General features: G+C 61.6%; 16 protein-coding genes. 4 read left to right on the top strand and 12 right to left on the bottom strand.

Going from position 1 to position 12,719, the window contains the following annotated elements; genetic code table 11:
• From MOP44_RS26290 to MOP44_RS26265, 6 genes are all read right to left on the bottom strand, one after another.
• Entirely contained in the window at positions 1-201 is a 201-nt protein-coding gene (locus MOP44_RS26290) for a hypothetical protein (protein WP_260793545.1), read from the bottom strand.
• A 281-nt stretch (positions 202-482) separates the two neighbouring features.
• Positions 483-1,223: a DUF1761 domain-containing protein gene (locus MOP44_RS26285; protein WP_260793544.1), complete on the bottom strand. Its 741-nt coding sequence runs from the start codon at positions 1,221-1,223 to the stop codon at positions 483-485.
• A gap of 78 nt (positions 1,224-1,301) precedes the next feature.
• Positions 1,302-1,496, bottom strand: a complete 195-nt coding sequence (locus MOP44_RS26280) for a hypothetical protein (RefSeq protein ID WP_260793543.1) — start codon at positions 1,494-1,496, stop codon at positions 1,302-1,304.
• A 9-nt stretch (positions 1,497-1,505) separates the two neighbouring features.
• Positions 1,506-1,949, bottom strand: coding sequence for a hypothetical protein (locus MOP44_RS26275; RefSeq protein ID WP_260793542.1), 444 nt, complete (start codon positions 1,947-1,949; stop codon positions 1,506-1,508).
• Positions 1,950-2,102: 153 nt separating this feature from the next.
• Positions 2,103-2,582: a hypothetical protein gene (locus tag MOP44_RS26270; RefSeq protein WP_260793541.1), complete on the bottom strand. Its 480-nt coding sequence runs from the start codon at positions 2,580-2,582 to the stop codon at positions 2,103-2,105.
• Positions 2,583-2,855: 273 nt separating this feature from the next.
• Positions 2,856-3,674 (bottom strand): biopolymer transporter Tol, encoded by an 819-nt coding sequence (locus tag MOP44_RS26265; protein ID WP_260793540.1) that lies wholly within the window; start codon positions 3,672-3,674, stop codon positions 2,856-2,858.
• A 174-nt stretch (positions 3,675-3,848) separates the two neighbouring features.
• On the opposite strand from MOP44_RS26265, the gene MOP44_RS26260 reads away from it, so the two are divergent.
• On the top strand, positions 3,849-4,433 hold the full coding sequence (locus MOP44_RS26260; protein ID WP_260793539.1) for a hypothetical protein: 585 nt from the start codon (positions 3,849-3,851) through the stop codon (positions 4,431-4,433).
• A gap of 141 nt (positions 4,434-4,574) precedes the next feature.
• Here MOP44_RS26260 and MOP44_RS26255 read toward each other — a convergent pair whose 3' ends face one another.
• The 5 genes from MOP44_RS26255 to MOP44_RS26235 all read right to left on the bottom strand — a co-directional run bounded on the left by MOP44_RS26255 (position 4,575) and on the right by MOP44_RS26235 (position 8,244).
• Positions 4,575-5,633, bottom strand: a complete 1,059-nt coding sequence (locus tag MOP44_RS26255) for a 3-deoxy-7-phosphoheptulonate synthase (protein ID WP_260793538.1) — start codon at positions 5,631-5,633, stop codon at positions 4,575-4,577.
• Between the two features lie 69 nt (positions 5,634-5,702).
• Positions 5,703-6,653, bottom strand: a complete 951-nt coding sequence (locus tag MOP44_RS26250) for a DUF1684 domain-containing protein (RefSeq protein ID WP_260793537.1) — start codon at positions 6,651-6,653, stop codon at positions 5,703-5,705.
• 94 nt (positions 6,654-6,747) lie between these two features.
• A complete protein-coding gene (locus MOP44_RS26245; protein ID WP_260793536.1) occupies positions 6,748-7,215 on the bottom strand; it encodes a DUF3147 family protein in 468 nt (155 codons plus the stop codon).
• Positions 7,212-7,556: a DUF3147 family protein gene (locus MOP44_RS26240; RefSeq protein ID WP_260793535.1), complete on the bottom strand. Its 345-nt coding sequence runs from the start codon at positions 7,554-7,556 to the stop codon at positions 7,212-7,214. The genes MOP44_RS26245 and MOP44_RS26240 overlap by 4 nt, the downstream gene beginning before the upstream one ends.
• 139 nt (positions 7,557-7,695) lie before the next feature.
• A complete protein-coding gene (locus MOP44_RS26235; protein ID WP_260793534.1) occupies positions 7,696-8,244 on the bottom strand; it encodes an inorganic diphosphatase in 549 nt (182 codons plus the stop codon).
• A 400-nt stretch (positions 8,245-8,644) separates the two neighbouring features.
• Between MOP44_RS26235 and hrcA the strand changes: the two genes are divergently transcribed.
• The 3 genes from hrcA to dnaJ all read left to right on the top strand — a co-directional run bounded on the left by hrcA (position 8,645) and on the right by dnaJ (position 11,685).
• Complete coding sequence (gene hrcA, locus MOP44_RS26230; protein WP_260793533.1) at positions 8,645-9,733, top strand: heat-inducible transcriptional repressor HrcA; 1,089 nt, start codon at positions 8,645-8,647, stop codon at positions 9,731-9,733.
• A gap of 154 nt (positions 9,734-9,887) precedes the next feature.
• On the top strand, positions 9,888-10,553 hold the full coding sequence (locus MOP44_RS26225) for a nucleotide exchange factor GrpE (protein WP_260793532.1): 666 nt from the start codon (positions 9,888-9,890) through the stop codon (positions 10,551-10,553).
• 7 nt (positions 10,554-10,560) lie between these two features.
• Positions 10,561-11,685, top strand: a complete 1,125-nt coding sequence (dnaJ, locus tag MOP44_RS26220) for a molecular chaperone DnaJ (RefSeq protein ID WP_260793531.1) — start codon at positions 10,561-10,563, stop codon at positions 11,683-11,685.
• A gap of 113 nt (positions 11,686-11,798) precedes the next feature.
• On the opposite strand, the gene MOP44_RS26215 is transcribed toward dnaJ, so the two are convergent.
• Positions 11,799-12,542, bottom strand: coding sequence for a lipid-binding SYLF domain-containing protein (locus MOP44_RS26215; protein WP_260793530.1), 744 nt, complete (start codon positions 12,540-12,542; stop codon positions 11,799-11,801).
• Positions 12,543-12,719: the final 177 nt, after the last annotated feature.

The raw sequence follows: 12,719 nt of genomic DNA, 5'->3' as shown, positions 1-12,719 counted from the left end.
CTATCGGGAACGGAGCACCTGATAGAGACCGAAGAGGGCTACCCCGAAGCCCCAACCGAGCGTGAGGAAGACCAGAGCGTCCCACACCCGGCCGCCTGCGCCAGGAAAGAAAAATCGAATGGTCAGCATTAGAGCGCCAAAGGGAAGAATCGCAATTGTTCTGTAGAAGGCGGGGAACCGTTTTGTATCGATCAAGCTCATTCCCATCTGGGATTTTACTTGGTTTCAGAGCGTCACCGACTGCGATGACGCGGCTACAAACGCCGTAGTAACATCGTCTCCACCAAGTTCTCCGTTTTGAAATGCAGAGGCACGAGCAAAAGCAGATTCCGTGCGGGAATGACAGCAAGAAAAGCAAATGCAAAGTCAATCGCAACTGCGGGTCCCTTGATCCGCCGATGATCCCCCACGGACGTAGACCAGAATCCCTGCCCGCTCTGGATAGGGCATCCGGAGAATGCCCACCCGCGCACGTCCCTGTGTCACTCCGGGGGCAGGACCAGCTTGTCGTACAAGCCGCCCACGATGGCCCCCACAGTGAGTGCGGCCAAAACGGCGTAGCTAGCCTCAATCATGAGCAGGTTGTGAGGCAGCTTTGCGAGGCTGTATGCGCTAGCTGCGGCAAGCGACGCACAGAGCACGGCGGACATGAGGATTCCCTGAAGCACGCCTTTGCGATGCGCGAGAGCCAGGAGCCATGCCACTCCATAGGCAAAGAGCAGACAGATAGCCGCGGTAAGAAGGTGCGGCCATATCCACCACACCATCTGCTTGACTTCTGCGCGAGTCAGGCCGACTGCATCGATCCACCTGCTGCGGAAGAGATAGTGCGAATGCCAGATAGCTCCAACATACCAGGCTGCGAACGCTGCCAGGAGGATAGGGAGGTGGTAGATCTGTTTCGGGCCCACCTTAACTTCGGCTGGTTGATACGGGCCTGCGTGAACCGCCTGGGCGATGCAGCCCTGGTTGCAACGCGCCCGTTCCGGCCAGCGCGTGCAATCGCACAAGCGCAGATCCGGTGACCGGTCCATCCCCGTGGTGGCTGCAAGACGGGTATCGATGTCAACCGCAGCCGATTGATGATTTTCCGGACATGTAACGGCGCGGGTGCCCGAATATTGCTGGTAGAGATCACGTCGCCGCAGCAGGAGGGGAAGCAGCAACAAGGAAGCGGCGGCAAGGCAGAGAACGATTCCGATGAGGCCGATGAGTATGAGCATGGCCCACCTCTTTTCTGGCAGGAGTCTGTCCCCTTGTCGAACTTCCTTCAGTGACTCCCGTCACGACTGCGGACGGCGTCAGCCGCGCAATTCGGGCGCGGCTACTCCCCGCAAGCGGCCAATGAGGGAATCGAGGAGTGTCTCGTCGCTGCGCAGTCTCCCCCTGAACTCACGGCTATCTGTGTGCGCAATCTCATTCAACAGTTCCCGATGGTGTTGTTCCAATATATTCAGCAGCAGTTCCCGTTCTTCATCGCTCAATTTCAGTTCCATAATCCCTCCTCAGAACAAGGCAACTTCCTCTTGTGGTTTGAGTAGTGCGCCATAGAAGATGCCGAGCAGCAGCATCTCGGCGAGGCCGGACGACAGTCCGTAGGCCACCGCCCCGGCGCTGATGGGAAACATCACGACCTGAGAGGCTGACTGCATTGCCACGCGGAAGAACCAGGCAATAAGCCCGAACTGGATTCCTCGCATGAGACTCTTGCCGGAAAGCGAGGGCCTGAGCGCGACGAACAGGATCGCCATCACGAGGCCCGATATCAAGTCAAACGCCAGACCTAGAGGGGCATTGACAGATTCCCGTGCGATGGGCCGGTAGAGCGCATAGAGCCGAACCGCGAGACCATTCGCATTCAGCAGCGCGTCCGCAATGGCAAAGATGAGTCCGGCGCTCAGCCCGACTGCCACGACTCGAACCACCGGCATCCCGCGAATACTCATCATCGCGGTCACCTCATATCGAACACAGCCCCGCATGATGATCCAGAACGGACAAAAATGCAACGGGATTCATGATCCGGGCGAGCCTGGCCCAGCTTGGGTGGCCCTGAACGCCAGATGCGCGTTGGGGACAGGTCGCCCCGACTACGGCGGATCTTAGCTGAGACGCAGTTCCTGCGACATGCGTAGTCCGGACCTGCGGATGCGCCAGATCCAGCTCACCAGCACCAGGAATGAGGCGAGTGGTACGAGGATGAGGATTGCGAAGGCTGTATAGTCGAACGCCGTAAAGCGGTATTCGGAATAAACCTCGTAAAACGGCCTAAGTCGCAGGGCTACTCCGCGGGATGATGCGCGGCTCTGAAGTGCATCGTAGCTGTCGAACTCCCAGTGGGTGTGGTGAGTGGTGTCGAGTTCGAAGTACCGATCCACAACCTCTGATTCCTGCCCCATGTGCTCGAACGATTTTGTGTCTTGTCCGCCGTAGATAAGATTGCGATCAACCTGCAGTTGCCGGACGCCGAAGACAGCGTCATCTCGAGTGCTGACGCTGGAAGAGTCAATCTGTGTGGCAGGGTTGTAGACGGTTCCCTGGTCGGTGACGTCGATCATCAGCAGTGCGTAACCGTTGGGCAAGGGCGTGCTCCACGAATCGCCTAGCCCAGAGTCACGGTGAAACACGAGGGTATTTACAAGCGCATAGACGATGAACCAGGCAGCTGCGAACGCCGCGCATGTGATTGGAAAGGCGGTAGACACGAACACGGCCCGTTTCCGCCTGGCTGGTGCTCCTCGGAGCAAGAATCGAACACTCGCACCGAAGACGAGTGAAGCTCCAACTGTAAGAGCACCGCCGACGACGATGTAGAGGACGAGAACGAAGCCTATACCCACTCGCAGCCTCTCGCGCTACCGGATTGCATCGGCACGATTTTCGAGGGTGACGTTGGAGGCCAGGCCGGTGTCGACGGTGGTGGGCTGGTGGGAGCAGAAGCCGATGCCGACGTAGAAGGGGCCGTCGAACGCGAGCGTGACGGGCGGGCCGAACTGGTGAATGGGCTCGCCTTTGAGGCTGATGAAGAGAGCGATCTGGTCGCCGTGCTTCTCGATGCCGATGCGGTTGGGCATCACGTCAGTAAGCTGGCCGCCGAAACGGTATTCCATGTCCTTCATCTGCTCGCCTTTGGCGGCGCGCCAGGCCAGGTGCGTCATGCCTGTTCCGTGCTCGCCTGCCATCGCTTCTTTCGAGTCGTCGTCGAGGCTCTGGCGGATGACGAGGACGACCTTGCGGTCGCCGAAGCCCTCTTTGGTGGGGAAGGCGGCGTCGGCGGCGAGGGAGACGTCGCCGGACATCTTCTTCCAGAGGAAGCGGAACTCATCGCGCTGGTACCAGATGTTGTAGCCGGCGGAGCGGATGGTGTACTGCTTCGTTGCGGGGTCGTAGGAGGCGTCGCCGGGGACGAGGGGGCCGCCGATGTCGGACTGGTTCTCAAAGATGCCGATGGGCTTGTCGAGCGTGACGGTGGGGCGATGGAAGTCGGCTGGCGGCGCAACCTGCTGGTGGTTGGAGGAGCCGGGCTGCGCCCAATCTGGTACTTGGGGGGCCTGCGGTACGGCTGACTGCGGCACCTGCGGTGCGGCCACCTGCGCCTTCGGCGCCACAGGTGCAACAGCGAGAGGCAGTAATAGAGCGAAATTCAGAACCGGAGAAAGAGGGTGGGCCTTCATGCCTGCAACTTTAGCAGAGATGTTCGCGGTGATAGGGGCATCCCTCCCGGTCCCCAAGCGCGAGGGATCCGGGGGCACCCGGCTAGATTCTCCGCAGGGAGCTTAGCTGGACGGCGAGCGGAAACCCGCGCGGAGGATTTTCGCATCCGTGCATCCTGAGAGGTACTTTGCTGGATGCGACTGGTTGGGGTGGTCATTGCGGTTCTTCTGCTGGTAGCGTCTTCGTCTCTGCATGCGCAGAAAAAGGTTGAGATTGGCGTGCTGCTGGACTATGTGCAGATCTCGCAGACCGATACGCCGAACTTCGGTTTGGGCGGCAGGTTCGGGTACCGGGTGCACCGGAACGTGATGATCGAGGGCGAGGTCGCGTATGGCTACGGGGTCAACTTCAATGAGCTCTACCGCGATGTCAGCAACGGGGATGTGGTGGCGATCGAGAACACTTCGATTGGCATTACGGACGGCTTGTTCGGACCGATGATCAGCCCCAGGCATGGGCATCTGCGCGGGTTTGCGACGCTCAAGGGCGGGTTCGTGGATTTCCGGCTGAGCCCGAGTTTGATTCCGTACAGCGGGGTGGCCAGTTCGGTGCTGGGTATCCGCACGTCGAGCATGAATGCCGCGCTTTACCCGGCGGCTGGAGCGGAGGCGACGCTGGGACCGGTGGGGTTGCGCCTGGAGGCCGGGGACCTGATCTATTTCAATGATGGGGCGCAGAACAACTTGCGGATTACGTTTGGGCCGGTGGTGAGGTTTTGAGAGGTGGGAAAAGGCAGGGAATAGGGAGTAGACCTGGGCCGGTGATTCGGGAGCGGGCCGGAATGCGGAATTGATACCTCGGGGCCTAAAGGCCCTCGATGGCAGCCGGGCAGGTTGTCCGGGCTGAAGCCCGGACCTACCTTATTGCTTGCGGCGGGAGCGGACGGCGTTGGCCAGTTCTCCGAGGAGCTTGTGGGTTTCGGGCCAGTCGATGCAGGCGTCGGTGATGCTCTGGCCGTAGGTGAGGGGCTTGCCTTCTTCGAGCTTTTGCGCGCCGGCGACGAGGTTGCTCTCGATCATCACGCCCATGATGTTGCGATCTCCGGCGACGATCTGGCCGGCAACGTCGGCGCCCACGATGGACTGGCGGCGGTAGTCCTTGTTGGAGTTGGCGTGACTGAAGTCGATCATGATGCGCGGGTCGAGTCCGGCCTTTGTCAGCTTCGCTGACGTTTCGCCGACAGCCTGGGCGGTGTAGTTGACCATGCCGCGGCCGCCTCGCAGGATGATGTGCGTATCCGGGTTACCTCTGGTGACGAAGATGGCGGACTGCCCGTGCTTGGTGTGGCCGAGGAAGGTGTGCGAGTGGGCCGCCGAGAGCAGGGCGTCGATAGCGATGTCGACGTTGCCGGAGGTGCCGTTCTTGAAGCCGACAGGGCAGGAGACGCCGGAGACTAGCTGGCGGTGGACCTGGCTTTCGGTGGTGCGGGCGCCGATGGCTCCCCAGGCGACGAGGCCGGCGATGTACTGGGGCGAGATCATGTCGAGGAACTCGGTGCCGGCGGGGACTCCCATCTCGGCGAGATCGAGGAGGAGATTGCGCGACAGGCGCAGGCCGTCGTTGATCATGAACGACTGGTCGAGGTGGGGGTCGTTGATAAGGCCCTTCCAGCCGAGGGTGGTGCGCGGCTTCTCGAAATAGACGCGCATGACAATGCAGAGGTCTTTGGAGAACTCGGCGATGGCGGACTTCAGCAGGATGGCGTAGTCGCGGGCGGCGTCTATGTCGTGGATGGAGCAGGGGCCGGCGATGACGAGCAGGCGGTCGTCGCGGCGGTGGAGGATGTCGATGATTTCGGAGCGGGCGTGGAAGATGGTTTCCGACGCGGCTTCGTTGACCGGGCGCTCTTCTTCGAGGAAAACCGGCGGCAGGACGACCTTCGTCCACTGGATACGGATGTCATCTGTCGTATGGAACATGGCTTGTATCTAGTATCCAACATGCCGCCGGGAGCTTGTGGCCAGTAGCTCTTAGCCGTCCGCTGCCGGCTACTGGCTTTGGCTCTGGCTGTAGCGCTGCTCGCCGGCTTCGATGGGGACTGGGAGGCGGTTCTGCTCGGGTGGAAGCGGGCAGGTGGCGTAGGGGGTGTAGGCGCAGGGCGGGTTGTAGATCTGGTTGAAGTCGATGATCAGGGTGCCGGGATTTTTCAGACCGTGGTCAGGGAAGTTGGTGCGGAGAAAGCGGCCGGCCTGGTAGGTGGTGGTTTTGCTGGTCTCGTCGCGAAGGATGAAGAAGAGGGCCGTGTCGTCGGGGGACTCGAGGACGGGTTCGAGGCGCAGGGTCTTGCCGTTGAGCGTGAACTCGGCTGTGCCGGGGGCGGGGAGGGTGAGGACGGTGCCGACGACGGTGGGGATTTTGAGGGAACGCGGCGGGTTGGAGGGTATCCACTTGGCTTCGACCGTGTAGTGGAGGTCGGGGGCGTACCAGTGCAGTCCGTGAAAGGTGGTGCGGGCGGAGGAGTTGGCGTCTTTGACGCGCACGGCGTAGCGGTCACCGCGGGGCAGGATGACCATGGTGAGGCTGTGCCAGGTGAAGGTGGAGGGGTGTCGGTCGTCCGCGCTGAGGGGGCCTTCGCGGGCGGGGCCGTTGTCAAGCTTGAGGTCGGATGGGAAGCCGTCGTGGGGAGCGAGAAGCTGCACGGTCTTGCCGGAGACGGTGAGCAGGCCGACGTGGTCGGGGGCATTGGGAATGCGAACGCTGTTGTCGGCCGCGCTGCCGATGGTGTTTACGCCCGGTTTGAGCCAGTCGAGGGCCACGAGGGTGAGCCATCCGTCAGGGGCGGAGATTTCATGCTCGCGCTGGGCGCGCCAGGTTTCCAGTTGCTTGCGCCAGCCTGCTTCGGCATCGGATCGGGAGGGTGCGGGGGCGGTCTGGGCGTGCAGAGCGGGGGAAAGGAACGCAAGGGTATGAAGGAGCAGGATGGCGGGGAGCCTTCGCATAGGTTCAAGGGTAGCAATACGGCAGGGAACAGGGAACAGGGAACAGGGAATAGGGAACAGGGAATAGGGACAAAGGGACAGGAGGGACAAAGGGTCAGGAGGCGCGGAAGGCGTGTCTCGCGTTGGTGCGGCGGGTGCGGAGGAGACGGGACTTGCGCAATAGCCAGAAGGCGATGGAGAGGATGAGCCACGCGAGGGTGGCGAGGGCAAAGACCGCGATGGGGGCGAGGCGGGGCAGGAGGAGCCAGCAGAGGAGGGCGAATCCGGCCAGGCCGATGCAGCCGATGGCGGCGCCGGCGGCGTCGATGCCAGCGACGGTGCGGCCGCGGGCGGTGCCGTCCATGCCTTCGCGGGCTTTGTGCTGCTTTTCGTGGGCTTCGACGAGGCTGGCGCTGGCGGGGAAGATAGCGGGGAAGGCGAGGAAGAGACCGCCGATTTCGGGGCCGAACCATTTGGACATGAGTCCGGCAAAGATGCAGACGGCTCCGCCGAAGAAGAACCGGACGATCCACTCGGTCGGCTTGATTCCTTTGATGGACTCGAACTTGATCTGAACGATCACGGGCGGTTCACCAGATAGAGGAGTCCGAAGGAGACGGCGAACCAGACCGGCAGGAGGGCGGCGGTGGCGGTGAGGGCGCGGACCTTTTTATGTACGAGGAGCCAGCTGCACGCGCTGGCGTAACAGAAGAATCCGGCTGCGGCGAAGAGCATGGTGCGCGATTCGGTGGCGGCGTAGTCGACGCCGTGGCGGGCGATGGTGATGCCGATGGTGGCGAGGGCGATGGAGGGCGCGGCGCTGAACAGGCCGGCAAAGCTTTTGGGCCGAACCATCTCCGCGAGGACCGCGAAGAAAGAGACGACCGCGCCGCCGATGAGGAATCTGAGAATGTATTCGGTCACGGTGTGTCTCCCTCTTAAGTCCCTCGGGGGCTAAAGCCCTCATCCTCTTGCTGGAAGTCGGGCTGCCTAAAGGCAGCCCCTGATACGAAGCTCCCTGACCAGAGCTTTTCAGCGTTGAAGCTCCACAGTATTAGCAGGTTCAGGCAGCTTCGCGGGCCTGCTTAATCAGGTGCCTGGCTTGGCTGGTGTCTTTGCAGCCCAGCAGTCTGTACTCTTTGCCCTCCAGCTTGTGGTAGTTGACGAAGAACTCCTGAAGCTCCTTTAGCCACTGGTCGGGGAGGTCGCTGTGTTTTTTGATGTCAGCGTAGAAGTGATTGACTTCTGCCACGGCCAGCAGGCGGTCATTGCGGGTTCTCTTTTTGCCGTCGATCTGCTCGCCCTCGATGACGCCGATGAGGCGGGCGCGGACCACTACGCCAGGGTAGGCAGGCTCGTCCATTAGGAGCAGGACGTCGAGAGGGTCGCCGTCATCCGCGAGGGTCTGGGGAAGGAAGCCGAAGTCGTAGGGGAAGACCATGCCTGCGGGAAGGACCTTCTTAAGCATGAAGACCTTCTGGTCGGGGTCGTAGGAGAACTTGTTGCGGCTGCCTTTCGGCGTCTCCACGATGACCTGGAGAAGGCCTTCATCCTTTTGAATTGGCTTGAGCTGAATGGGGTTCGCGAGCCCCTTGTTGCCGTTTTTTGCCACGGTGAATCGCCTCCGTTCACGTTCTATTCACAATGGGATAGAGCGTGGAGAAGGTACATTCGGTTGCTTTGGTGACGGTAAGTGGAAGTAAGCGAAGGAGGTAAAGGGGAGGAGGGCCGGGTTATTTTCGTGGTTTCCCACCCTGTCGCCCGCAACCACCCCATCGACGAAGACCTGTCGATGGGGACCCCGAGCAAGGCGACAGGATGGGGCACGGAGCGCGTGTGCCAGGGGGCAGACAAGGTTGAGTGTCTTGTTGTTACATCTTGACAGTCAAATTTGCGCATCCTTAAACTTTATGAGGGGGTTCTCCACCTGATCGGCATGCCTGGACGCATCTGAAAGGCAGGCGCTCTGGCGGGGATGGGTCGGGAACCGCTTCGACGAGGAGCCTGGAGTTATGTCGGACATGCGCATCAGCCCGCGCGAGCGGCTGGTGTTAACGGCCATCATCGAGCTGTATATCGCCACAGGCGAACCAGTGCCGTCGCAGGCGGTGGCGCAGACGTTTGCCAGTCGCGAGGGACTGAGCTCGGCGACGATCCGCAACGTGATGGCGCAACTGTCGGAAGGGGGGCTGCTGGAGCAGCCGCATACTTCGGCGGGGCGCATTCCGACGGCGGCTGCTTTTCGGTTCTATGTGGAGCAGATTACGCACCCGGGCAAGATCATGCCGGGCGTGCAGCCGGGTCCGGTGGTGAATCCTTTCAGCGAGGAGCGCCGCGAGCAAATTGAGGACAGCTTCAGCGGAGTGTCGAGCACACACGAGTACCTGGAGCGGACGTCGCAGGTGCTGGCGCTGCTGTCGAGCGGGCTGGGTGTGGCGCTGGCGAGTTCGACGGGTACGCAGATTCTGGAGCATATTCATTTTTCGCGTCTGGCGGCGAATCGGGTTCTGGCGGTGCTGGTTACGCAGTCGGGCGTGGTGCAGGACCGGGTGCTTGGGATTGATCGGGACCTGTCGCATGTGGAGCTGGAAACTGCCGGGCGTTATTTGAACGAGAACTTCCGCGGGTGGCCTGTGGAGCGGATCCGGGCCGAGGTAGCCAGGCGGATGGAGGTGGAACGCCAGGCGTACCAGGAGCTTTTGACCTCAGTGGAGGAGCTTTGCAGGAAGGGCGCGCTGGCCGCCGATTCGGGCATCACGCTGTATGTGGACGGAATGGCGAACCTTATCGGCGCAGAGGTGGATCGCGAACGGCTGCGGCAGATGCTGGTGGCACTGGAGGCAAAGCAGCGGCTGGTGGAGTTGCTGACCGCGTATGTGGACGGGCGGCAGCAGGAGGTTCGGGTGGTGGTGGGTCTGGAGCAGGCGTCCCCGGCCATGCAGGACCTGGTGCTGATCGGGTCGCCGGCGAGGCTGGGCAATACAAGTCTCGGCACGGTGGCGGTGATCGCTCCCACGCGGATGCAGTACCAGGAGATGATCCACGCTGTGCGGTACATCGCGCAGCTCTCGGAGCGGATTCTCGAAGGTCCGGCCGATTGACCAGCGTACTCTGAGGGAACGGCATCCCTTCCCGGTTCCCGGTCCCCGAGAACCGGCCGCTGGCGACCAAGTTGCCGGTCGCACATCTAATTGAAACGCGGCGGAAAACTAGAATTGAGATAACTGACTTATGTTGCGGAGATTTCGGAGAGGTATGTCAAAACAGGAAGCAGCGAAGAAGGAAGTAGCAACGAACGACCTTGGTTCAGCACAGACCGCAGAGAACGCCGCAAACGATGCCGCCGCGAGTGAGGCTGCTACGGTTCCCGATGCCGGGACGGAGGCTGCGGCCGGCGCGGAATCTGCTAGCGCAGCCGACCCGCAGTCGGTGGAGAGTGCTGCCGAGGAGACGGTGCCGCGGTCGCAGTACGACCAGTTGAAAGCGGAGCGCGATCAGCTTGTGGATCGGCTGGCGCGCATGCAGGCCGAGTTTGAGAACGCGCGCAAGCGGGCAGAGCGCGAGAAGGCTGATTATCGTGATTACGCGACAGCCGGTGCGGTGGAGCAGTTTCTGCCGGTGCTGGACAATTTCGAACTGGCGCTGAAGGCGACGGGTACGGTTGAGCAGATGCGCTCGGGCGTGGAATTGATTGTGAAGCAGATGGAAGAGATTCTGCGTCAGATGAACGTGACTCCGGTGGCCGCCGTGGGCGAGGAGTTCAACCCGCATCATCACGAGGCGCTGGGCTCGGTGGAGCGGCTCGATTTGCCGGATCAGCACGTTGCCGAGGAGATTCGGCGCGGGTACAAGATCCGCGAGAAGCTGCTGCGCCCGGCGCTGGTGCGCGTCGTGTCCAATCCAAAACAGACGGTAGAATAAAGTGACTGTGAGCAAAGCCGATTACTATGAGGTGCTGGGTGTGTCCCGCACTGCCAGCGACCAGGAGCTGAAGAGCGCCTATCGCAAGCTGGCGCTGAAGTTTCACCCTGACCGCAATCCCGGCGATCACGCGGCCGAGGAAAAATTCAAGGAAGCCAGCGAAGCCTACCAGGTTCTGTGTGATCCGGATAAGCGCGCGGCGTATGACCGGTTTGGTCACGCGGGCGTGGGCGCTGCCGGTGCGGGCGGCGGATTCCAGGGATTTTCAGGAAGTGTGGACCTGGGCGACATCTTCGGCGACTTATTCGGCGAGATGTTCAACATGGGCGGCGGTGGCGGTGGAAGAGCATCGCGCCAGCAGCGCGGCGACGATCTGCGCTTCGACCTGTCGATTGAGTTTGAAGATGCGATCTTCGGCAAGGAGACCGAGGTCAAGATTCGCCGGCTGGAGAGCTGTCCCACTTGCGCGGGGCGCGGCAGCGCTTCAGGCCGGGGGCCCAGCGTGTGTACGCACTGCCAGGGACGCGGTCAGATTCGCTACCAGCAGGGATTTTTCAGCGTGGCTCGGACATGTTCCGCGTGCGGCGGAACGGGATCGATTATTGGCGACCCGTGCCAGACCTGCCGCGGCGAAACGCGCGTGAGCAAGGAATTGAAGCTTACGGTAAAGGTGCCGCCGGGCGTGGAAGACGGCACGCGGATCCGGTATGCGGGTGAAGGCGATGCGGGCCGGACGAATGGGCCGCGCGGCGATCTCTATGTGGTGCTGTCGATTCAGCCGCACGATTTCTTCGAGCGCGATGGACACGATTTGCGCTGCGTGGTGCCGATCAGCTTTCCGCAGGCGGCGCTGGGAGCGGAGATCGAAATTCAGGCCATCGATGGGGCGGTGACGCTCAAGATTCCTGAAGGAACGCAGAGTGGCAAGGAAATCCGAATCCGCGGGCGCGGCGTGCCGGTGCTACACGGCAAGGGACACGGCGACCTGGTGGTGAAGGTGATTGTGCAGGTGCCGCGGAAGCTGTCACGGCAACAGCGCGAGGTGGTGCACAGGCTCAGTGAACTGCTGAGCGTGGAGAACAAGCCGACTTCGCCGAGCTTGCTGGAGAAGATGAAGGACCTGTTCAATTAGGTGGTCGAGTGGCCATGTGATCAGGTGGTCAGGTGGGTCATTGAATGAGATAAGCCCTGCGGGTGGATTGCCCGCAGGGCTTTTATATGGACGAGACTGCAATGATTCGTTCGTTACTTGGGCTTGCCCGCGCTGCTCTTGGCTTTCGCGGCGGTCTTGTTGTCGAGTAATGTGACCAATTTCTGGCCTGCCGGCGTCGGCTTGACGCTAGTGCCGCGCACGATGGAACTGGCGTCGGGGTTGTCAGTATAGAGGCGGTTGTTGGCATCATTGTCGGGCGAGACGGTGGCGCCGCTGATGGAGACACCGGCGAACATGCCCTTGGCTCTGCCATAGGAGTAGACGTCTGCGTCGGCTGCTCCACCGGCAGTCGCACCGCTGGGCCCGGCTGCGGCTGTCGCGTCAGTGCCCATCTTGGTTTTTCCGCTGAGAATCTGGTTGACGACCTTCTTTTCCATGACGAGAAGAACGAGATCAGTGGACGATCCGCCAAGCTGCACGCCAATGCTGGCGCCGCCGATGGTCATCATGGCAGGGGTGGACCACTTGCCTTTGAAGTCGTCGCCTTCGCGGCAGAGCATGGGGCCGCGGCCGCCGCTTCCACCGATACCCACTCCAAACTTCTTCATGCCGGGCACAACGACAACGCATTTGGTTCGGGCGAGCACGTCGGCCGGGATGGTGTCGCCGGCGAGCATGCCGGAAAGAACGAGGTTGGCCTTCTGCAGGGTCTCTTCATCGGACTGCTTGTCGGCTGCCTGCATGCGGGGTACGGCGCACAACGTGATTGCGGCTGCGAACACGCCGAGCGCGATTCTCCTGGGCCTGGTCGCATTTGCGAGGTAAAACTTCAGCATTGCGGTACTTCCTTTCTTTCGCCTTCTGTTGATCGGCGTGGACACGGGCGGTTGTCTCGGAATGCTTTGGGTCGCATTCCGGCCGCCGACACACGGGCCTTTTCCGCCCTGGGGTGCAATTGTTGCTAGGGGAAGGACAGTCTTCATCTGTCAGATATGTCAGGGGAGGCAGGCGGA

Origin of the sequence: Occallatibacter riparius, from assembly GCF_025264625.1 — a bacterium.
GTDB lineage: Bacteria > Acidobacteriota > Terriglobia > Terriglobales > Acidobacteriaceae > Telmatobacter > Telmatobacter riparius.
The sequence above is the reverse complement of the archived record's forward strand: the minus strand, read 5'-3'. Positions and strand labels throughout refer to the sequence as shown.

What these genes read in the sequence shown, in the direction of transcription:
- MOP44_RS26265 (WP_260793540.1), bottom strand. Translation starts at nt 3,674, where the DNA reads ATGAAGGCCCACCCTCTTTCTCCGGTTCTGAATTTCGCTCTATTACTG.
- MOP44_RS26225 (WP_260793532.1), top strand. Translation starts at nt 9,888, where the DNA reads ATGTCAAAACAGGAAGCAGCGAAGAAGGAAGTAGCAACGAACGACCTT.
- MOP44_RS26215 (WP_260793530.1), bottom strand. Translation starts at nt 12,542, where the DNA reads ATGCTGAAGTTTTACCTCGCAAATGCGACCAGGCCCAGGAGAATCGCG.
- MOP44_RS26275 (WP_260793542.1), bottom strand. Translation starts at nt 1,949, where the DNA reads ATGATGAGTATTCGCGGGATGCCGGTGGTTCGAGTCGTGGCAGTCGGG.
- hrcA (WP_260793533.1), top strand. Translation starts at nt 8,645, where the DNA reads ATGTCGGACATGCGCATCAGCCCGCGCGAGCGGCTGGTGTTAACGGCC.
- MOP44_RS26280 (WP_260793543.1), bottom strand. Translation starts at nt 1,496, where the DNA reads ATGGAACTGAAATTGAGCGATGAAGAACGGGAACTGCTGCTGAATATA.
- MOP44_RS26255 (WP_260793538.1), bottom strand. Translation starts at nt 5,633, where the DNA reads ATGTTCCATACGACAGATGACATCCGTATCCAGTGGACGAAGGTCGTC.
- MOP44_RS26250 (WP_260793537.1), bottom strand. Translation starts at nt 6,653, where the DNA reads ATGCGAAGGCTCCCCGCCATCCTGCTCCTTCATACCCTTGCGTTCCTT.
- MOP44_RS26285 (WP_260793544.1), bottom strand. Translation starts at nt 1,223, where the DNA reads ATGCTCATACTCATCGGCCTCATCGGAATCGTTCTCTGCCTTGCCGCC.
- MOP44_RS26260 (WP_260793539.1), top strand. Translation starts at nt 3,849, where the DNA reads ATGCGACTGGTTGGGGTGGTCATTGCGGTTCTTCTGCTGGTAGCGTCT.
- MOP44_RS26290 (WP_260793545.1), bottom strand. Translation starts at nt 201, where the DNA reads ATGAGCTTGATCGATACAAAACGGTTCCCCGCCTTCTACAGAACAATT.